This window comes from Amycolatopsis xylanica, from assembly GCF_900107045.1.
Taxonomy (GTDB): Bacteria; Actinomycetota; Actinomycetes; order Mycobacteriales; family Pseudonocardiaceae; genus Amycolatopsis; species Amycolatopsis xylanica.
The window spans coordinates 72,793-93,402 of sequence record NZ_FNON01000004.1 but is presented as its reverse complement, the minus strand read 5'-3'; the positions used below and the strand labels follow the sequence as shown (position 1 = coordinate 93,402).

15 protein-coding genes are annotated in these 20,610 nt (G+C 70.8%); 6 read left to right on the top strand and 9 right to left on the bottom strand.

Annotated elements, in window-relative coordinates:
* Window position 1: 1 nt before the first annotated feature.
* Window positions 2-568 (bottom strand): RNA polymerase sigma factor, encoded by a 567-nt coding sequence (locus BLV57_RS19335; protein ID WP_091290627.1) that lies wholly within the window; start codon window positions 566-568, stop codon window positions 2-4.
* 8 nt (window positions 569-576) lie between these two features.
* Window positions 577-1,632: a S8 family peptidase gene (locus tag BLV57_RS19330; protein ID WP_091290624.1), complete on the bottom strand. Its 1,056-nt coding sequence runs from the start codon at window positions 1,630-1,632 to the stop codon at window positions 577-579.
* A 112-nt stretch (window positions 1,633-1,744) separates the two neighbouring features.
* Here BLV57_RS19330 and BLV57_RS19325 point away from each other — a divergent pair, with 112 nt between their 5' ends.
* Window positions 1,745-4,342 carry a CHAT domain-containing protein gene (locus tag BLV57_RS19325; RefSeq protein WP_176968710.1) on the top strand — a complete coding sequence of 866 codons (2,598 nt, stop codon included), beginning with the start codon at window positions 1,745-1,747 and terminating at the stop codon, window positions 4,340-4,342.
* A gap of 93 nt (window positions 4,343-4,435) precedes the next feature.
* Window positions 4,436-4,783, top strand: a complete 348-nt coding sequence (locus BLV57_RS19320; protein WP_091290618.1) for an STAS domain-containing protein — start codon at window positions 4,436-4,438, stop codon at window positions 4,781-4,783.
* Window positions 4,784-4,836: 53 nt separating this feature from the next.
* On the opposite strand, the gene BLV57_RS19315 is transcribed toward BLV57_RS19320, so the two are convergent.
* The gene (locus BLV57_RS19315; protein ID WP_091290615.1) at window positions 4,837-5,235 is read right to left on the bottom strand and encodes a winged helix-turn-helix transcriptional regulator; all 399 of its coding nucleotides are present in this window, start codon (window positions 5,233-5,235) and stop codon (window positions 4,837-4,839) included.
* A gap of 84 nt (window positions 5,236-5,319) precedes the next feature.
* On the opposite strand from BLV57_RS19315, the gene BLV57_RS19310 reads away from it, so the two are divergent.
* Window positions 5,320-6,096: an SDR family oxidoreductase gene (locus tag BLV57_RS19310; RefSeq protein ID WP_091290612.1), complete on the top strand. Its 777-nt coding sequence runs from the start codon at window positions 5,320-5,322 to the stop codon at window positions 6,094-6,096.
* 70 nt (window positions 6,097-6,166) lie between these two features.
* Here the strand turns inward: BLV57_RS19310 and BLV57_RS19305 are convergent, their stop codons facing one another.
* Window positions 6,167-10,786, bottom strand: a complete 4,620-nt coding sequence (locus tag BLV57_RS19305) for a HAMP domain-containing protein (protein WP_091290609.1) — start codon at window positions 10,784-10,786, stop codon at window positions 6,167-6,169.
* A gap of 157 nt (window positions 10,787-10,943) precedes the next feature.
* Here BLV57_RS19305 and BLV57_RS19300 point away from each other — a divergent pair, with 157 nt between their 5' ends.
* On the top strand, window positions 10,944-12,227 hold the full coding sequence (locus tag BLV57_RS19300; protein ID WP_176968709.1) for a PP2C family protein-serine/threonine phosphatase: 1,284 nt from the start codon (window positions 10,944-10,946) through the stop codon (window positions 12,225-12,227).
* Between the two features lie 54 nt (window positions 12,228-12,281).
* Window positions 12,282-12,704 carry a PGPGW domain-containing protein gene (locus BLV57_RS19295; RefSeq protein WP_245757403.1) on the top strand — a complete coding sequence of 141 codons (423 nt, stop codon included), beginning with the start codon at window positions 12,282-12,284 and terminating at the stop codon, window positions 12,702-12,704.
* A 42-nt stretch (window positions 12,705-12,746) separates the two neighbouring features.
* On the opposite strand, the gene BLV57_RS19290 is transcribed toward BLV57_RS19295, so the two are convergent.
* Window positions 12,747-13,457: an SDR family oxidoreductase gene (locus BLV57_RS19290; protein ID WP_091290603.1), complete on the bottom strand. Its 711-nt coding sequence runs from the start codon at window positions 13,455-13,457 to the stop codon at window positions 12,747-12,749.
* A gap of 94 nt (window positions 13,458-13,551) precedes the next feature.
* On the opposite strand from BLV57_RS19290, the gene BLV57_RS19285 reads away from it, so the two are divergent.
* On the top strand, window positions 13,552-14,451 hold the full coding sequence (locus BLV57_RS19285) for a LysR family transcriptional regulator (RefSeq protein ID WP_091290600.1): 900 nt from the start codon (window positions 13,552-13,554) through the stop codon (window positions 14,449-14,451).
* On the opposite strand, the gene BLV57_RS19280 is transcribed toward BLV57_RS19285, so the two are convergent.
* The 4 genes from BLV57_RS19280 to BLV57_RS19265 all read right to left on the bottom strand — a co-directional run bounded on the left by BLV57_RS19280 (window position 14,407) and on the right by BLV57_RS19265 (window position 20,590).
* Window positions 14,407-14,850 (bottom strand): cupin domain-containing protein, encoded by a 444-nt coding sequence (locus BLV57_RS19280; RefSeq protein ID WP_091291870.1) that lies wholly within the window; start codon window positions 14,848-14,850, stop codon window positions 14,407-14,409. The genes BLV57_RS19285 and BLV57_RS19280 overlap by 45 nt on opposite strands.
* Before the next feature lie 255 nt (window positions 14,851-15,105).
* Complete coding sequence (locus BLV57_RS19275; protein ID WP_091290597.1) at window positions 15,106-17,082, bottom strand: S9 family peptidase; 1,977 nt, start codon at window positions 17,080-17,082, stop codon at window positions 15,106-15,108.
* Between the two features lie 62 nt (window positions 17,083-17,144).
* The gene (locus BLV57_RS43325; RefSeq protein WP_176968708.1) at window positions 17,145-17,819 is read right to left on the bottom strand and encodes a phosphoribosylformylglycinamidine synthase subunit PurQ; all 675 of its coding nucleotides are present in this window, start codon (window positions 17,817-17,819) and stop codon (window positions 17,145-17,147) included.
* Window positions 17,816-20,590 carry an AIR synthase-related protein gene (locus BLV57_RS19265; protein WP_091290594.1) on the bottom strand — a complete coding sequence of 925 codons (2,775 nt, stop codon included), beginning with the start codon at window positions 20,588-20,590 and terminating at the stop codon, window positions 17,816-17,818. The genes BLV57_RS43325 and BLV57_RS19265 overlap by 4 nt, the downstream gene beginning before the upstream one ends.
* Window positions 20,591-20,610: the final 20 nt, after the last annotated feature.

The following is a 20,610-nucleotide window of genomic DNA, read 5'->3' as shown; positions in this document are numbered from 1 at the left end:
TTCAGCCCTCCGTGCCATCGATAAAGGGCGTCAAAGCGGAACTCTTGCGCAGCGTGCCGAGGCAGCGCATGCGATTGGGCCCGATCCCGCCGACCGGGATGTCCAGCTCGCCGGAGATCTCGGCATACGGCTTCGGCGGATCGGCGAACAACATGGCCAGCAGGCGGCGGCACCGCTCCGGCAGCTCCGCGAAAGCCTGCCGCAGCGCGACGAACCGTTCCTGCCGGAGCAGCCATTCGTCGGCGGCCGCGCCCTCGGCGTCCGGCAGCCGCTCATCTTCGACCGGCACCTGCTTGCTCTGTCCACGCAGGACACGCAGGCATTCGTTGCGCGCGACAGTCACCAGCCAGCCCGGCAGCGCGGCGGGCTCGCGAAGCTTCTCAAGGCCTTCGACGAGCCGCAGCCACACACTCGCGCCGACGTCGTCCGCGTCGGCGCGGGACAGCCGGTGCCGCATGCACACCGACCAGACGAGCGGCGCGTAGCGCTCGACGAGCTGATCCCAGGCGCGCTGGTCGCCGTCCTGGGCCCGCTTGACCAGTGCCACCACCGACGGGTCATCACGCATGACCGCAATCATCGCGGGTAAGCGACCTTTTTGGCCACCGCGCCGGGACCCTCGGTGACGGCCGCGAGCGCCGCGGCGCCGGAAAGTCCTTCACCCATCGCTTGCGCGAGCGCGCCGGTGACGGTCGCCGCCGCGAACGACGTGCCGCTCCAGGTGGCCTTGCCGGTGAACGAGGTGTGCGCGAACTCCAGCAGATCCACCTCGCCGACGACGTAAGCGCCCTGCTGGACGATGCCCGGTGCTTCCAGGTCCACCCACGGGCGATCCATCGAGAACGGAGCGTCCAGCGCGCCGACCGCGATGACGTCGTCGAACGCGGCCGGGAAGATCTTGAGCGGATTCGACGTCAGCCGCCGGTTGCCCGCGGCCGCGACGACCACCACGTCGTCGCCGAGCCGGTCGAGCGCGCGCCGCAGCGCGAGCGGCTCCACGTCGTTCTCGGTCACCACACCGAGCGACAGGTTCAGGATTTTGATGTCGGTGTGCCGGAAGCTCGCGATCTTGCGCGCGGTCTCCCAGAGCGAGCGGGCGCCGCTGGTGCCGTCGAGCCCGGCCTTGACGGTGATCCGGGCGCCCGCCGCGTGTTCGCGGATCTTGCCGACCACGAAGGTGGCGTGCCCGGCCCAGACGTCGACGATGTCCGTCTCGCCGATGACGATCTCCTCGTCGGCCACCACTTCGCCGCCGAAGGTCGAGTGCCGGAACAGCGGCGTGTCGACCACGCCGACGTGGATGCCCGCGCCACCGGACGGCGGGCCGACCACGACCTCGACCTCGGTGTCCAGCGGGTCGAGGATGCCCTTGTGCTGCGGGTAGCCGATGACCGCCGAGTCGTTCTTGCCGAGCAGCGGCGGCGCGCCGCCCGCCGACAGCAGCTTCGCGTTCAGGTCGGTGATCAGCGTGTCCAGCTCGGCGCCCGTGCCGACCTTCAGGTTCCGCAGCAGCGCCAGCCCCAGGTCCTCGCTGACCTCCCAGTCACCGCCCCAGGCGCCGAGGTTCTTCAGCGCGGCGGTCACGGCGTCGAGGTCTGCGGTGTCGACGATCAGCTCATCGTGCTCGGTCATGGGGGAGCCTGCCTTCCTGGGTCACTACCTCACCGGAGTGCTTCGCCACCGGTTTGATCCCACTCCCGCGAATTTCGTTTCACTCCGGGCCCGCACCGTTCATGCTTTCGGGGTGGACAGACCGACGGCACGGCAGCAGGCGCTCGCCGCGCTGCGCCGTGCCGACGTCGACGCCGGCCGGGCGGCGCCGGTCGCCGAGCGGGCCGCCGTCCGGGCGCTGCGCGAGGGGGACAAGGAAGCCGTTTCCATGGCCGAGCGGGCCTGGGGGCGGGCCGTGCTGCAGAAGGACGTCGCAGGGGCGATCCGGCATCTGCGGCGGTCGATCGACTTCGCGGGCGGCTGCCCGGTGCTCGCAGGGGAGGCGCGGATCCTGCTGGCCGCCGCCTTGCTGCAGCGGGGCAGGCCCGACGCCGCGCTGCGCGAGATCGAGCTGGCCGTCGAGACGCTCGACGCGCGCGGCGTCGCGCGGGCCCGGGCGCAGCGCGCGGATCTGCTGCACCAGATCGGCAGGCTGGATCAGGCGCAGGCCGAGTACCAGGTCGCCGTTCCGCTGCTGCGCCGGTCCGGCGACCAGATCAGTTTGCAGCGCACCTTGGTCAACCGCGGGATCCTGTTCACCGAGCGGTACGCGTTCGCCGCGGCGGAGGCCGATCTGACCGAGGCCGACGCGCTGGCCAGGCGGCTCGGCAGGCAGCTCGCGGTCGGGATCATCGCCGAGAACCTGGGTTTCCTCGAGACGGTGCGCGGCGACGTGCCCGCCGCGCTCGCGCACCTCAGCCGGGCCGAGCACCTCATCGGCGAGCTGGGCGGGCAGCTCGGGCCGGTGTTCTCCGACCAGGCCGAACTGCTGCTCTCGGTCGGCGCGCGTGCCGAAGCCGGGGAAGCGGCGGGCCGGGCGGTCGAGGCGTTCGAGAACGAACGCCGGCGCTTGCTGATCCCGCCCGCCCGGTTGCTCGTCGCGCAAGCCGCGCAGCTCGGGCAGGACTGGGCGACCGCGCTCGACCAGGCGACGCGGGCGCGGCGGGAGTTCACGCGCCAGCGCCGGTCCGAATGGGCCGAACTCGCCCAGCTCGCCATCCTGCGCGCGCGGCTCGCGTCGGGACTGGGCACGCGAATGGCCGGCGGCCGCGTCGAAACCATGGTCGAGACGCTCACCGCGGCGGGCTGGCCCGCGTCGGCGCTGGAAGCCAGGCTCGCCGCCGCGCGGCTGGCGTTCGACCGCGGTGACCGGGCTCGCGGGCGGGCCTACCTGGTCGCCGCGAGCGCGTCGACCCGGCGTGGACCTGCGGCTTTGCGCGCACGCGGGTGGTACGCGCGGGCGTTGCTGGCCTGGGAGGACGGCGACGCCCGCGCGACCACCCGCGCGGTCCGTGCCGGGCTGCGCATCCTCGACGAGCACGCCGCCGCGCTCGGCGCGACCGACCTGCGCGCGCACTCGGCCGCGCACCGGATCGAGCTGAGCGAGCTGGGGCTGCGGTTCGCGCTGCGCTCGGGCAAACCGGCGGCGGTCTTCGAATGGGCCGAACGCGGCCGCGCGAGCAGGCTCGCGCACCGCCCGGTCCGGCCGCCTGACGACCCCGAACTCGCCGCGTTGCTGGCCGAACTGCGAGCCACGGCCGAGCAGATCTACCGCTACGGCCAGGCCGGGCTGCGCACCAGGCAGGCCGCGCTCGAACGCCGGATCCGCGACCACGTCCGGCTGCGTCCCGGCGCGCCGGTCGAGGGCGTCGAGCCGGTGAAGACACCCGCGCTCGGCGACCGCGCGCTCGTCGAGTTCGTGCAGCTGGACGGGGTGCTGCACGCGGTGACGCTGGTCGACGGCCGGATACGGCTGGCCACGCTCGGCCAGGCCGCGCCGGTGGCCGATCTCGTCGACCGGCTGCCGTTCGCGCTGCACCGGCTGGCCAGTCGCGGCGGGAGCGCGGCTTCGCGTGCCGCCGCGATGACCCTGCTCGACAGTGCCGCCGCCGCGCTCGACCGGGCGCTGTTCACCGCGTTGCCCGAGGTCGGCGACCGGCCGCTGGTGCTGGTGCCGACCGGGCCGCTGCACAGCGTGCCGTGGTCGGTGCTGCCCTCGTGCCACGGACGTCCGGTCACCGTCTCGCCGTCCGCCACGCTGTGGCACGCCGTCGTGGCCCGGCGCGGCGGGCCGTTCGGCACGGTCGCCGTCGCGGCGGGCCCCGGGCTCACCGGCGCGCACCACGAGGCGCACGCCGTCGCCGCGCTGCACGGCACGACCCCGCTGGCAGGCGCCGCGGCCACGGTGGACGCGGTGCTGAAGGCGGTCGCGTCGGCCGACGTGCTGCACCTGGCCGCGCACGGCAGGCTCGCCGTCGACCAGCCGCTGTTCTCCGACCTGCGGCTGCACGACGGGCCGCTGGTCGTGCACGACCTGGAACGGCTCGACCGGGTGCCGCGCCTGGTCGTGCTGGCCTCCTGCGACAGCGGCCGGTCCGTGGTCTGCACCGGCGACGAGCTGCTCGGCCTCAGCGCGACGTTCATGGCCCGCGGCACCGTCCAGCTCGTCGCTCCGGTCGTGCCGGTCCCCGACGCCGAGACCGCGCCCCTGATGATCGAGTTCCATCGAGGACTCGCCGAGGGCCTGCGGCCGGCCGTCGCGCTGGCCGACGCCCAGAAGGCGTTGCGCGGCAACGGACACGCCGGTCTCGTGGCGGCCGCGGGCTTCGTCTGCTTCGGAGCTGGGCACTGAGCCCGCTGAAGCGGTGCGCTAGGCTCGGGGCACACCGGAAAGGTTGAGCAACCAGCCGTCTGGAATCCGCGCACGCGCAGAAACGGAGACGCTGTGGTTGCTGAGCTGTTCGAGGTCACCCTCGAGAAGGGCGAAACGGTCACCACGGTGACCGCCCGCGGGGAGATCGACCTCATCTCCACCCCCGAGCTGGAAAACGCACTGCGCACGGCGCTGGACGCCGCCAGACCGCCGATGACCGTCGTGGCCGACCTCGCCGGGGTCACCTTCCTGTCGTCGTCCGGCATGTCCGCGCTGATCCAGGCCCACCAGAGCGGCCAGGAGCAGGGCGTGCCCGTGAGCATCGTGGTGGAGCAGCGCGCGGTGCTGCGCGCGCTCACCGCGGCCGGGCTGGACCAGCTCCTCGACATCGTCTCGCGCGACGCCCGCGACCCCGCCTGACCAGACGGTCTGGGATAAAGCGGGCTTTATCCCAGACCGGCGTAAAGCCCGCTTTATCCCGTTCCTCTGTCGTGGCGTTGCTGGGCGGCGAGCACCGCGTGCCCGTTCGCCGCGATCCAGCGCACCAGGCCGTCCAGCGGCCGTGAGACCCCGCGCCCGAGTTCGCTGAGCTCGTAGCTCACCTTGGGCGGGACCGACGGCTCGACCGTGCGATCGATCAGGCCGTCGCGCACCAGCAGCCGCAGCTTCTGGGAAAGCATCTTCTCGCTGACGCCGTCGATCTTGTCGCGCAACTCGGAGAACCGCAGCGGTCCGGGTTTGAGCGCCGCGATGATCAGCGCCGACCACCGGCCGGTGATGTGCTCGACGATCACACGGCCCGCGCAGTCTTTGTTGAATACGTCACCCACCGGTGCGGGGTCACCGTCGCTGATCAGCAAGCCGTCCTGCATCTCAGGAGCTTACCAAACAGTATGTACTTACGAAAAGTAAGTCAGATGGCTAGCTTCGGTCTCCTTGGAACCAAAGGAGAAACCATGAAACTCGCCATCGTCAGCGGAGCCGGGCGCGGCATCGGCGCGGCCACCGCCCGCGAACTCGGGCACCGGGGCTACCACGTCCTCGTCAACTACCACCGCGACGCGGCCGCCGCCGCCCTCGTCGTCAAGGACATCACGGCCGCGGGCGGCTCGGCCGAAGCGCTACAGGCCGACGTGCGGGATCCGGCGCAGGTGGCGGAGCTGGTCTCCCGCGCGGGCGGGCGCGTGGATGTGCTGGTGTGCAACGCGAACACGGCCAACCCGCCGTTCGCCCCGCTGGCCGCGCTGCCGTGGGAGGACTTCGCGGCGAAGGTCGACGGCGAACTGTCCGGCGTGTACTTCCTGACCCAGCAGGTGCTGGAGCTGATGCGGCCGCGCGGTGCCGGCCGGATCGTCTACGTGTCCAGCACGGCGGCGGACAAGGTCGGCAGCGTCATCGCGCATTCGACCGCGAAGGCCGCGCTGAACACCTTCAGCCGTCATGTCGCTGCGGACGCGGCCCGCTCGGGGATCACGGTCAACACGGTCGCGCCCGGCCCGGTCCACACCGACGCGACCGCCGCCGTGCTGCCGGGCGCGGCGACGGACTACCTGCGCGAGCGTTCGGTCGCCGGGCGCCTGCTGGAGCCGTCGGACATCGGCCGCGCGATCGCACTGCTCGCCGACGACGGTTTCGGCGCGGCGACGGGGCAGGTCATCCGGCTCGACGGCGGGCTGGACGTGCTCGAGCAGCAACTCGACGGCTTGGCGGGCATTTTCGCCGCTCAGGCCTAGCCAGACGGGATAAAGCGGGCTTTATCCCGGGGAAAAGCACCCCGGGATAAAGCCCGCTTTATCCCGGTCCTCAGTTCTTCAGCGAGGGGGTGGCGTCGGCCTCGAGGTGGACGGCGATCAGGTTCAGCAGCAGGTCCGTGTCGACGGGCTTGGTGACGTACTCGTCGGCGCCCGAGGCCAGCGTCCGGGCCCGGTCCTCCTCCGTCGCCTTCGCGGTCACCGCGATGACCGGGAGGTCCGCGTGCGCGGCCGTCTCGCGGATGGCGGAGATGGTCGCGTTGCCGTCCAGTTCCGGCATCATCACGTCCATCAGCACCAGCGCGGTGTCCTCCTGCTGCTCCAGCACCCGGATCCCGGCGACGCCCGTGTCGGCGTACACCACCGTCAGCCCGTGCTGTTCCAAGACCGCGGCCAGCGCGAAGACGTTGCGCAGGTCGTCGTCGACGATCAGCACCTTCTCGCCGTGGAACCGGGGCAGTGTGGCGGACACCGGCGGCAGCGTGTCCGGCGCGGTCGCGGGCAGCGTGGCGCGCGGCTTCGACGGGATCACCCAGTGCGCCGGGTCGACCGGGAGGTACAGGGTGAACGTGCTGCCCTGGCCTGGCTCGCTGTGCACGCGGAGTTCGCCGCCGAGCAGCTCGGTCAGCTGGAGGCTGATCGACAGGCCGAGCCCGGTGCCGCCGTACTTGCGGCTGGTCGTGCCGTCGGCCTGGCGGAACGCCTCGAAGATGATCGCCAGCTTGTCGGCCGGGATGCCGATGCCGGTGTCCTCGACCGCGAACGCCAGCACGCCGGGCGCGGCGCGCAGGCTCTCCTTGTCCACTTCGGACGGATCGGCCATCCGGATGTGCAGGCGCACACTGCCTTCGTCGGTGAACTTCGCCGCGTTGGACAGCAGGTTGCGCAGCACCTGCTGCAGCCGGTGCTCGTCGGTGTGCAGGCTGCTCGGCACCGGCGGGTCGATCACCACCGCGAACTCCAGGCCCTTGTCCTGGGTGAGCGGGCGGCACAGCGATTCCACGTAGTCGACGACCTCGGGCAGCGTCACGTCGGACACCTGCAGGTCGACGTGGCCGGACTCGACCTTCGCCAGGTCCAGGATGTCGTTGATCAGCTGCTGCAGGTCGCTGCCCGCCGAGTAGATCGTCTTGGCGAACTGGATCTGCTTCTCGGTGAGGTTGCCTTCGAGGTTGTCGGCGAGCAGCTTCGCGAGGATCAGCGCGCTGTTCAACGGCGTGCGCAGCTCGTGCGACATGTTCGCCATGAACTCCGACTTGTACGCCGAAGCCATGGTCAGCTGCCGCGCGCGCTCTTCGAGTTCCTGGCGCGCCTGCTCGATCTCGGTGTTCTTGATCTCGATGTCGGCGTTCTGCTGCGCCAGCAGCGCGGCCTTCTCGGCGAGCTCGATGTTGGAGCTCTGCAGTTCCCCTTGCTGTGACTGGAGTTGCTCGGTCCGTGCGCGCAGTTCCTGTGCCAGGCGCTGGGATTCGGTGAGCAGCTCCTCGGTCTGCGAGCTGGTCTGGATGGTGTTGACGTTGATGCCGATGGTCTCCTTGAGCTGTTCGAGGAGATCCAGGTGCACGTCGCTGAACTCGTTGACCGAGGCCAGTTCCACCACGCCGAGCACTTCGCCTTGGAACAGCACGGAAAGCACGATCAGGTTCACCGGCGACGCCGAGCCGAGCCCGGACGAGATCCGCGTGTACCCGGCGGGCGCGTTGCGCATCAGGATCGTGCGCTGATCGACGGCCGCCTGACCGACGAGCGACTGCCCGAAGTTGAACCGCACCGGCTCGGGGGAGTCCGGCAGCCCGTAGCCCGCGATCCGGTCGAGCATCGGCTGCCCGTTTTCCCCTTCCCTGGTCAGGAAGAACGCCGCCTGCTGCGCGCCGATCAGCGGCGCCAGCTCGCTGAGCACGCGCGAGGTCATCGTCGGCAGGTCGCGGTGACCCTGCATGAGACCGGAGATCCTGGCCAGGTTGGTCTTGAGCCAGTCCTGCTCGCGGTTGGTCCGCGTGGTCTCCTTCAGGTTGGCGATCATCTGGTTGATGTTGTCCTTGAGCTCCGCGAGCTCACCGGACGCCTCGACGGTGATCTGCCTGGTCAGGTCGCCCGCGGTCACCGCGGTGGCGACGGCGGCGATCGCGCGGACCTGCGCGGTCAGGTTGCCGGCCAGCTGGTTCACGTTCTCGGTGAGCCGCTTCCAGGTGCCCGACACACCCTCGACCTCGGCCTGGCCGCCGAGCGTGCCCTCCGTGCCGACCTCGCGCGCGACACGCGTGACCTCCGCGGCGAACGCGGAGAGCTGGTCGACCATGGTGTTGATCGTGGTCTTGAGTTCGAGGATCTCGCCGCGCGCGTCGACGTCGATCTTCTTCGTGAGGTCACCACTCGCGACCGCGGTGGTGACGGTCGCGATGTTGCGGACCTGGCTGGTCAGGTTGTCGGCCATGAAGTTGACGTTGTCCGTCAGGTCCTTCCACGTGCCCGCCACGTTCGGCACCCGGGCCTGGCCACCCAGGATGCCTTCCGTGCCGACCTCGCGCGCCACGCGCGTGACCTCGTCGGCGAACGCGCGCAGCGTCTGGACCATGCCGTTGATCGTCTCGGCGAGCGCGGCGATCTCGCCCTTCGCGTCCACGGTGATCTTCTTGCCGAGGTCACCGCCTGCGACCGCGGTCGCCACCGCGGCGATGCTGCGCACCTGGCCGGTCAGGTTGTCGGCCATGACGTTCACGTTGTCCGTGAGGTCCTTCCAGGTGCCCGCGACGCCGCGCACCTGAGCCTGGCCGCCGAGCTTGCCGTCCGTGCCGACCTCGCGGGCCACGCGCGTGACCTCGTCGGCGAAGGCGGAGAGCTGGTCGACCATGGTGTTGATCGTGTTCTTGAGTTCGAGGATCTCGCCGCGCGCGTCGACGTTGATCTTCTGGGTCAGATCGCCCTGCGCGACCGCGGTGGTCACCTGGGCGATGTTGCGGACCTGGTCGGTGAGGTTGTTGGCCATGAAGTTCACCGAGTCGGTCAGGTCACGCCAGGTGCCCGCGACGCCGGGTACCTCGGCCTGGCCGCCGAGCTTGCCCTCACTGCCCACTTCCCTCGCCACGCGGGTCACCTCGCCCGCGAACGCGGAAAGCTGGTCGACCATCGTGTTGAGGGTGTTCTTGAGTTCGAGGATCTCGCCGCGCGCGTCGACGGCGATCTTCTGCGACAGGTCACCCCGCGCCACCGCGGTCGCCACCTGGGCGATGTTGCGGACCTGCGCGGTCAGGTTGTTCGCCATGAAGTTCACGGACCCGGTGAGGTCGCGCCACGTGCCCGCGACGCCCGGTACCTGCGCCTGGCCGCCCAGCTGACCTTCCGTGCCGACCTCGCGGGCCACACGCGTGACCTCGTCCGCGAAGGACGAGAGCTGGTCGACCATCGTGTTCATGGTGGTCTTGAGCTCGAGGATCTCGCCGCGCGCGTCGACCGTGATCTTCTGGGTCAGGTCGCCCCGCGCGACCGCGGTGGTCACCTGGGCGATGTTGCGGACCTGGCTGGTCAGGTTGTCGGCCATCGAGTTCACGTTGTCGGTGAGGCCACGCCACGTGCCCGCGACGCCGGGCACCTGCGCCTGGCCGCCCAGCTTGCCCTCGGTGCCGACCTCGCGTGCCACACGGGTGACCTCGCCCGCGAACGCGGAGAGCTGGTCGACCATCGTGTTGAGCGTGGTCTTCAGCTCGAGGATCTCGCCCTTGGCGTCCACGTTGATCTTCTGCGACAGGTCGCCCTCGGCCACCGCGGTCGCCACCTGGGCGATGTTGCGGACCTGGTCGGTCAGGTTGTCGGCCATCAGGTTCACGTTGTCGGTCAGGTCACGCCAGCGGCCCGCGGCGCCGGGCACCTCGGCCTGGCCGCCGAGCTTGCCCTCGCTGCCGACCTCGCGGGCGACCCTGGTGACCTCGTCCGCGAAGGCGGAGAGCTGGTCGACCATGGTGTTGAGGGTGTTCTTGAGTTCGAGGATCTCGCCGCGCGCGTCGACGTTGATCTTCTGCGACAGGTCGCCCCGCGCCACGGCGGTGGTCACCTGGGCGATGTTGCGGACCTGCTCGGTCAGGTTGTCGGCCATGTAGTTGACCGAGTCGGTGAGGTCGCGCCAGGTGCCGGTGACGCCGGGGACCTGCGCCTGGCCGCCCAGCCGCCCCTCGGTGGCGATCTCCCGCGACACCCTGGTGACCTCGGTGGCGAACAGCGAGAGCTGATCGAGCAGCCCGTTGACGCGGTGTCCCAGCTCGGCGAACTCGCCGTGCAGCTGCCTGCCGTCGAGCTCCAGCTCCATCGGCTGCGAGAGGTCGCCAGCGGCGACCGCGCCGATGACCCGGTTCAGCTCTATGGTCGGCCGGGTCACGTCCTGGATCAGGCCGTTGACCTCGTCGATGGCGATGGCCCAGCCGCCGGGGCCGATCTCGGTGGAGACGCGGTCGTCGAGCCTGCCCTCCTGGCCGACCGTGGTCCGCACCCGCTGCAGCTCGCTCACGAGCAGCTGGTTGCGCTCGGCGATGTCGTTGACGGCCTCGGCCAGCCGCGCGGCGACACCGTCGCCCTGCGGGACGATCCGGCGCCGGAAGTTGCCGTCGCGAAGCTCGTGAACTGCGGTGAGAACCCGTTCGAGCGCGCGCTCGTCGGCTGCCGGTTCAGCGTGTGTGGTCATGCTCGCTCTTTCCACCTTGCCGAGGGTCGCATGGTCGTTGTTCAGCCTCCCATGATTCGCTCTATGCTTCGACACAGCCTGCCAACGAGGCCACAGCGCACCGTGGTCGGTCCGCTACGCTGGGGCAGGAGGTAACTTCGAGATGGCAGCAGGGCCGGTGACCGGACGCGAGGCCGGGCTCAGCCCGGCGACGCGCGGCCCCTCCGTCGAGGGCTACCTCGCCGACGTCGGAGCCAGGCTGATCGGCATGCTCGACCTGGAGCGAGCCGCCCGCCTGATCGCGGAACTCGCCGTCGGGCCGCTCGGCGACGTCGCGCTGCTCGTGCTGCCCACCACCCGTGGCCGCTGGGAGTGGTGGCGCCAGGAGCGGGGCCGCCCGGTGGAACATGGCCGGGTCCGCAAGGTGCCCGTCGAGTTCGCCTCCACCTTGGCCAGGGCCGTCACCAGCACCGCGGGCATCGCCACCGCCGAACTCCCGCAGGCCGAGATCAAGGCACTGCCGCAAGCGTTCGCGGGTTCGCTCGCGCGCTGCGCCCGGTTGTCCGTGGTCTCACTGGCCGAGGACGAGCACGGCATCCCCGGCGCGCTGGTCTTCGGCAGGCTGAAGGACGAAGCCGTCTTCGGCGACCGGCAGGCGGACGCGTCGACCGCGTTCGCGCAGCGCGCCGCGTCGACGCTGGCCGGAGCGCTCAAGCACGAGCGGTGGAAGGACGCCGCGTACGGCCTCCAGAGCACTTTGCGCCCGCCCGAGCTGCCGCACGTGACCGGCACCGAGATGGCCGTCTGGTACGAGCCAGGCGACGGCCCGCTCGGCGTCGGCGGCGACTTCTATGACGTGCACCCGCGCTCCGACGGCAGCGCCATGTTCGTGCTGGGCGACGTCTGCGGCAACGGCGCGGCCGCCGCCGCCCTGACCGGCCGCGTGCGGCACGCGCTGGCCGCGTTGCAGCTGGTCGAGCGCAGCGGCGACCGGCTGCTCAGCCTCCTCAACCAGACCATGCTCAACGCGGGCAGCAGCCGGTTCGCCACCCTGATCGTCGGCTCGATCATGGAACACGCGGGCGGCGTCCGGCTCACGATCGCCACCGGCGGCCACCCGCCGCCACTGGTGCTGCGCCACACCGGCGAGGTCGAGGAACCGGTGCTGGCCGGCATGCTCGTCGGCATCTCACCCCAGGCCAAGTTCGCGGAATGCACCGTCGACCTGGCCGAAGGCGACCTCTGCCTGCTCTACACCGACGGCATCACCGAGGCACGCGGCTTCGCCGACCGCACCGAGCTTTATGGCGCCGAACGGTTGCGCAAGGCCCTGTCCGGCTGCGGCGGCGAGGACGCGCCCGCCGCCGTCGACGAGGTGCGCCGGTCGGTCCAGCAATGGCTGGGTGACGCCGATCACGACGACATCGCCCTGCTGGCCATCCAGTGCGTCACGGGGAAATGACCGGTTTCGTGCCATGATCGGGTTCCGGGCGTGACTTTCGCGAGGAGGAACCAAGTGGCAGCGGTCAATCCGGTCAAGCGGGTGGCGTTGACGGTGGCCGGCGGTGTGCTGGTGATCGTCGGCGTGGTCCTGCTGGTGTTGCCCGGCCCCGGTCTGCTGCTGGTGCTCGCCGGTCTCCTCATTCTCGCGAACGAGTTCCCGGCGCTGGAACGCTTCGTCGACCCCGTGCAGGAACGCGCGATGAAGGCCGCCGAGGACAGCGTCTCGTCGCCGCTGCGGATCGCCGGTTCGGTGCTCGCCGGGCTGGGCCTGCTCGCCGCCGGGATCCTGTGGGGCCTGCGCGTGTTCCCGTGGCTGCCGTGGCCCGGGTGGAGCACCGGGTCGAGCCTGATCATCTCGTCGATCATCCTGTTCGCGCTGCTGATCTGGAGCTACCGCCGCGTCAAAGCACGCCGGGAGTCGGCCAAAAGCTCGTGAGTGTTTAGGCCGGTTAGAACCGGCCGTACCACTCACGACCCTTTAGGCGAGGCGGCCGCCGCCGTCCACGTGCAGGACGGTGCCGGTGGTGAACCGGTTGGTGAGGGCGAAGAGTGCGGCCTCGGTCAGGTCCTCGGTCGAGCCGACGCGGCGTGCCGGGTTCTTGGCGGCGACCGAGTCGAGGAACGCGGCCTTGCCCTCGCCCATGCCGTCCCAGGCGCCGGAGTCGACGATGCCGGGGGAGACGGCGTTGACGCGGACGGGGGCGAGTTCGACGGCCAGTGCCTGGACGAGGTGGGCCAGCGCGCCGTTGGTGGTGGCCATGACCGTCCTTTGTGGAGCGGGGCGCCAGGCGATCACGCCGGAGAAGAAGAGCATCGAGCCGGTCACGTCGAAGTGCTTGGCGAGCAGGAGCGGGCCGGTGACCTTGGCGGCGAAGGCGGTGTCGATGGCCTGCTTGGTGAGGTCGGCGAGCGGGCCGTTGGCCGCGGCGGCCGCGGTGCTGATCACGTGGTCGACCTGGCCCGCTTTGCTCGCCAGTGCGGCGATCGAGTCCTCGTCGGCCAGGTCGACGGCGACGGCTTCGGCGCCGCCGAGTTCGCCTGCGGTCCATTCGAGCTTGCGCTGATCGCGCCCGGACACGAGTACGGTCGCACCGGCCTTCGCGACGGCGTGGGCGATGGCGCGGCCGATGCCCGAACCGGCGCCGATCACGACGACGCGGCTGCCTTCGAGGCGGGATGCACTGGTCATTGCTGAAACTCCTTCGGTGTTGGTGAACCCAGCTTCGAGGCTGAGCGGTCATGCGTCCAATGCCTGTTTCCGCTGCGATGTATAAGCTGAGCGCATGGTTACGGTCCGGCAGCTGGAATGCTTCGTCGCGGTGGTCGACCACGGCACGTTCACCGCCGCGGCCGCCGAGCTGCTGGTGACGCAGCCCGCGCTGTCGCGCAGCGTCCGCGAGCTCGAGCGGATCGTGGGCGCGCCGCTGCTGGAGCGCTTGCCGCGCCAGGTCGTGCTGACGCCGGTGGGCCGGGAGGTGCTGCCGGTCGCGCGTGCGACGCTGGCCGACGCGCGGCGCGTGCGCGAGGTCGGGCGGCGTGCGGCGGGGCTGTTGACGGGCGAGCTGCACGTCGCGGTCGTCCAGTCGCTGACGCTGGGCGCGCTGCTGCCCGCGGTGCAGGAATGGCAGCGCGTGCATCCGCAGGTCGAGCTGCGGCTGAGCGAGTTCGCGCACCGCGACGAGCTGGAGGAGTCGGTCCGCGACGGGTTCGCGGACGTCGCCGTCGGACCCCGCCCCGACGACTGGGCGGGCCCGATCCGGGAACTGGGCATCGAGGAGTTCGTGGTCGTGCTGCCCGCGGGCGAGGCGGCGCCGGACGGGCTCGCGCTGAGCGACCTCGCCGACCGGCGGTGGGTGCACTACGACCAGGTCAACGGCCTCGCGGCTGTGGTCGACCAGGCCTGTGCGGCGGCGGGCTTCACCGCCCGTGTCGCCGTGCGCACCGCGCAGACCAGCGCCGCTCCCCGGCTCGCGGCGGCCGGGCTCGGGCCCGCGCTGGTGCCCGCGAACATCCTGGCCCCGTCCGACCCCGTCAACGTCGTCTTCCCGACCCCGGCGGTCCGGCGCCCGATCGCGGCGTTCACCCGCCACCGCCCCGACCCGGTCACCGCCGCCTTCATCGAGCTGGTCGCCCGCCTGTCAGCGGTCGTCCCGCCGCACCTGCAGCGCCCGGTCGCCGAGTAGCTCGACGGTCACGAACGCGAGCGTCGTGTCCCCGATGTTTTCCAAGTCGTGCAACAGGTATTCGCCTTCGCCGAAGGTGAAACTCCGGCTCTCACCCGCTTGGTAGGTCACCTCGCGCGTGGTGCCGTCATGCGTGTGCTGACGGCTGTGGCCGGCCGTCAGCGCGGTCCACGAGTAGTCGAGCACGTGGCGATGCGCGGGCAGCCGTTCCCCGGGTGCCAGCCGGATATCCCAGACGCGAGCCCACGGACTCTCGTCGAGCAACCGTCCGCCGACGTTCCCGTTGAACTCGTTGTCCCGGAACTCTTGGAGCAGCTCGGTCGGCCAGTCCCGAAACCCCCGCGCGACGATTTCGCCCGCGAGGGGTTCCGGCGGCAGTCCTGCCTTGTTCTCTGTCATGACGCCAGGATCGGCCTCGCCCACCCATGCGGTCCAAGGCCGATCCCGCATCCAATCCATGCCTTCCGCACATGGCACTGGGTCGATGCGCGTACCTGGATGGACGACACGCGTACCTCGACGGACGACACGCGTACGTGGATGGACGACACGCCCGAAGCGAAGCCGTGCGACCTCTCGGGCGTGTCGTCCGGCTGTGCACGTGTGTCGTCCATCTGTGCACGCATGGCGTCCGTTGGCGTACGCGGGGCGCGGTCAGCCGAGGAGGGCGGGGCGGGTCCAGGGGGTGTCGAGGACGTGGTGGGACAAAAATGCCAGCACGGTGGCGTACCAGAGCTTGGCGTGGTGGGGCGCGAGGATCCAGTGGCCTTCGTCGGGGAAGTAGAGGAACTTGTGCGGGGTGGTGGTGTCGGCCTTGGTACGGGAGGAGAGGTCCCACCAGAGGCGGGTGGCTTCGGTGATGGGGACCCGGTAGTCCTTGTCGCCGTGGATGATGAGCATCGGGGTGGTGATGGCGTCGGCCGAGTGGTGGGGTGACTGGGCGTCGGCCGTCTCGGGGGTCATCTCGCGGTGGAAGAACCAGGGGATGTCGCCGGTCTCGGCCGAGTCGTGCAGGCGCCAGACCGAGGCGTGGGCGACGATCGCGTCGAACCGGTCGGTGTGGCCGGCGATCCAGTTGGCCATGTAGCCGCCGAAGGAGCCGCCCATCGCCGCGGTGCGGTCGCCGTCGATGTCGGGGCGGGCGCTCGTGACGTCGGTGAAGGTCATCAGGTCCGTGTACGGGGCGCCGTTCCACTGGCCCCAGCCGCGGCGGATGAAGTCGACCCCGTACCCCGTCGACAGCGCGAAATCCGGGAGCAGGACCGCGAAACCGCGCTCCACCAACGGCCAGGGGTTCGCGCGCCACGACCACGTGTTCTGCGAAAGCACCGGGCCGCCGTGTACCTGCAGCACCAGCGGCGCCGGGTGCTCCGGACCGGCGTCGTGGGGGAGCGCGAGCCAGGACCGGATCCGGGTGCCGTCCTCGGCCGTGGTGACGACTTCCTCGAGCCTGCCGGGTACCGCGACCGGCTCGACCGGGCTCGGCAGGAGTTCGATCTTCGAGCCGTCCAGCGCGATCCGGACCGGGGCCGGCGGGCTGTCGATGGCCGCGCGCAACGCGTAGGCCCAGCCGTTATGTCCTATGTGGACGTTGGTGTACGCGGCGTCGTCGTGGGTCAGGCGGGTGTGCTCGCCGGTCGCCAAATCGATGCGCCAGAGCGGGGCCCTGCCGTTGTCGTCCGCGACCGCCACGAGCGCCGCGCCGTCCGGCGTCCACACGGCCGAGTGCGGCCAGCGGTCCCACTCGGCGGCCAGCGGGCTGATTTCCCCGCCTGCCAAGGGAACGACGCCGAGCCAGCGGTCGCCCGGCTCCTCCGGGGTGAACCGGCGCTCGACGCCGAACGCGACCCGGGTGCCGTCGGGGGAGATGCGGGGCGAGTCGTACTCGTGCTCGGGATCTTCGGCGAGCACGCGGCGTTCGCCGGTCTCGACGTCGAGTGCGACCAGAGTGGACCGTTGCGAGCCCGCAGGTTCGGCGACGATCCAGACGGTGACGATCGTGCGGCCGTCCGGGCTGATGTCCCAGCCCGCGCTCGTGCTCAGCGCCCGCCCGACATGGCCGGTGAGGTCGCGAGGCTCGTCGCCGGTCAGCGCGAACAGGCGCGTGGACTCCGGCCCGAGGTCATGATCCCAGTAACGGACCGGGAACTCCTCGTGCAGTATCGCGGTGACGCCGCCGTCCGCGCGTTGTTTGCGGATTTCCTTGTCATGATCGGCATCCGTGGCCGACGGGTGCAGCTCCGAGCCGAACACGATCGTCCCGTCGGCGGCCGTCACCACGTCCCGCACGTCACCCGATAGAGCGACAAGCACCCGGGCGTCGCCACCGTGCGCGGGCTGGCACCAGAGCGCCGTTCCGGACTTTTCGCCCTCCGGGTCCGGGCGTGACGACACGAACAGCAGGTCGCCGCCCGGTGTGAACGCGGCGCCGGACTCGCCTTCGGCGCCGCGGGTCAGCCTGGTGGCCTGGCCGGCGCCGTCGGGGTCGAGTGACCACAAAGCCGTGGTGTAGCGGGACTTCTTGCGGTTCGGCGTCGCCACCGCGACCACCAGCCTGGAGCCGTCACGGGACAGCGTCAGCCCGGTGATCCGGGGATGGGTGATGAAAGCGTCGAGATCAGAGAAGATCACCGACTCTTCTTACCAGTGCCGGACCGGTACGTACCAGGCGTCCGTTGCGGTGAACGGGGCCGTTACGCAGCGGCGCGAACACCGTTTTCGAAGAAGGCCAACCGGATCTCGTCGTTCATCGCGCGCTCGGGGTGGTTCATCAGCCCGAAGGCCAGCCCGTCGGCGCTGGTGATGCCCGCGATGCCGCCCTGCGAACCGTCCAATTCGGACCCGTCCGCGTACCGCAGCGCCGCCTGCCAGCCCTCGGTCGCCTCGGGCAGGTGGCTGAAGCGGCCTTCGCCGTGCGCGAACGGGAAGGCCAGCGTCTGTCCACTGAGGCCGGTCAGCCACGGGCTCTCGTTGCCGGGCTCGACCACGTGGCGCGCGTGCGGCTCGTTGCGGAAGGTGCCTGCCGCGTTGACCTTCAGCGCCACGCCCTCACCGAAGCAGCCCGCGCGCAGCGCGATCTGGAAACCGTTGCAGATCCCCAAAAGCGGCCGGGTCAGGCAGGCATTGAACTGGTCGGCGAGCCGGGTCTTCAGCAGCAGCGACGCGACCGAGCCGCCACCCAGGTGGTCACCGAACGAGAAGCCGCCGGGAACGCACAGGATGTCGGCGTCGTCGAGCCGCTCGGAGCCGTCGAGCACGTCGGCCACGAACCGCAGCCTCGGCTCGGCGCCGACGTCGCGGAACGCGCGCAGGGTTTCGTCCTGGCAGTTCGTGCCGGGCAGGTACAGGACGTTGACTGTCGGTTTCACGAGATCCTCGCGGTAAAGGAACCTGACCAGCGGTCGGCGACGGCCGGGGTGAGCAATTCGGTGCCCGCCACCCGGACGCCGGTCTCGTCGACCAGGCGCCCGAGCACGACGGAGTTCAGGGCTTCGGGCAGCGCGGCGAGCGCGGCCTCGTCGAGCTCGACGAGCGCGCCGGCGCGGTGCTCGGCGAAGAGCAGCTCCGCCTGCGCCGCCTCGGGGTTCAGCTCGACACCGAGCCCGCTCGCGAGCGCGCCCTTGACCAGCCCGGCGGCGACGCCACCCGGCCCGATCCTGGTCGCGCTGCGGAAGGAGCCCCGGCTCGAGGCCAGCGCCGCGAGGTAAGCGTCCACAGTGGACAAGTCGACCGCGTCCAGCGGGCCTTCGGAGATCCCGAGCAGGCGACCGGCGACGGTCGCGACCGGCGACGGGGTGCGAGGGCCGATCAGCGCGAGCACGCTGCCCGCGCCGGTCCACTGCTCCGGCGTCAGCCCGGCGGCGTCCGGCGCCTTGCCCAGCGCGGTGAGGAACACCGCGGGCGGCACGCTGACCACGCCTTCGTCCGTGGCGGTCGAGCCGGCCGACGAGTCCTTGCCGGAGATGACCGGCACACCGAAGTGCCGGACCAGCGCCGCCAGCTCGTCGACCATGCCGACCAGCCATTCCTGCCAGTTCTCGGCCAGGTGCGGGGTGTAGAAGTTGTCGGTCAGGCAGATGTCGTTCAGCGCGACGCCCGCGAGCACCTGCCCGGCGACTACGTCGACGAACATCTGGCGCAGCGCGTCGACCGGGTGCACGTCGAACAGCCACGGGTTGAAGGCGGTCGAGAGCACCGCCGCGGCGCGCGAGCCGTCGACCGGCGTCCCGGCCCAGTACCCGGTGGACACCCGGTGCTGGTCGCCGTACTGCGGGCCGTAGAAGGTGTTGCCCTGCACCGTGCTGTCGTACTGCGAGTCCGCGTAGTGCTGCGACGCGACCTCGGCGTCGGCGACGACCTGCTCCAGCAGCTTGCCGATCTCGTCGACGGCCATCGACGGCCACGAAGGCGCGGGCGTGGAGATGGCCGGGACGGGCCCGGTCTCGACGCGGGGGATGTCGAAGTCCAGCAGCTCGTACGGCACGTCGAAGCCGAGTTCGCCGAACTCGCCCGGCTCGGCCCGCTCCAGCACGTCCGCCTCGGCCAGCGCGGGCTGGTGGAACACGGTGTACCGGCCGGTGTCGGTGAACCGCCCGATCGCGGTGGTACGCACCTGGTGCCGCTTCAGGATCCGCGACGCCTCCGCGTACTGCGCGGGCGGGATCGCGAGCAGCATCCGTTCCTGCGACTCGGAAAGCAGGATCCGCCACATCGGCAGCGCGGAGGTCTTCAGCGGCACGAGCGCGGTGTTGATCCAGACGCCGCCCGGGTCGCCGATCTCGCCGACCGCGCTGTTGAGCCCGGCGCCGCCGACGTCGGTCAGCGCGCGCAGGCAGCCCGCGTCACGCAGGTCGACCAGCGCCTTGCGGAACTTGACCTGCTCCAGCGGGGCGCCGATCTGCACCGAGGTGACGTCCATCGTGCTGCCGGCCGAACTCGCCGACGCGCCGTGCATGCCCTCGTTGCCGGTCAGGCCGCCGATGAGGACCACCAGGTCACCCGGCTGCGGCTGGCCCGGCTGCGCGGCCGAGGTCGGCATGATGCCGATGCTGCCGCCGAGCGCGAACGGCTTCGCCCGGTACGCCGGGTGGAAGGTCATGTGGGAGTAGGTCATCGGCACGCCGAAGGTGTTGCCGTACTCCTTGATCGCGCGGATGGTGTCGGACGCGATCTGCTTGGGCGCGGGACGTCCGGCGATCGGCGCGGGCGTCTCCGGGACACCGAGCGCGGTGTACTCGAACGAACCGATCGGGTCCGCGACGAGCCCGGTGCCGAGGATGTCGCGCAGCACCCCGCCGAGCTTGGTCAGCTGGCCGAAGTACGCCGAGATGGCCGACGGGCCGTTGTGCGTCTCCGCCTTGACGGCGATCGCGTGGTCGTCGTAGAAGTCCCAGACCCCGGCGTTGTCGTGGAACATGCTGAGGATGTTGGGGTTCTGCGTGTCCTTCGACGCCGCGACCAGACGGCCGAGCAGGCTGCCGAGCGACTTCCAGGTGGTGTGCGCGCAGTGGTCGCTCCACCGGGCGTCGAGCGCCTCGAACAGCACGTCGGTGACCGACTCGGCGCCGAGCTGCTCCTGGATGCCCCGGATGTGCCGCATCTGCGCGAGCGAGAGGTTGCGGCCCTCGGCCTTGCCGAGTTCGGCGAGCTCGTCGTCGCTGAGCTTGGTGAGGTCGTAGTACCGCGCCGGCTCGTAATGCCCGCTGGGCATGAGCGTCTCGTAGCGCGGCTCGGTCTCGTGCAGCTCTTCGATCGTCTGGTTGAAGCGCGTGGCCCTGATGATCTCGGCCAGCTTCGGCGAGGACGACTTGTAGCTGGTCGCCATCTTGCCCGCGACCGCGTCGAGGCCGAGCGCGGCGCACATGGCGACGAGCGAGTCGCTCTCGTTGTCGACGACACCGCGCCGGTAGGCGACCTGGACCTCACCCTCGGCGAGCGCCACGTCCGCGACGGTCACCTTGCCGAGGGGTCCGTGCAGCGCGTCGCAGACGGCCGCGATGCCCTCGGCGCCGGGCTCGGTGGCGAATTGGATGTAGTAGTCGTGCCAGATCTCCAGATCCGGCAGGCCCAGGTCACGCCCGGCACGCTCCACATCGGGCTCCGCGGCACCGGCCGTGCGCACCGAAAACTTGTGGATCACTCGTCCCCCTCTAGGGCGGT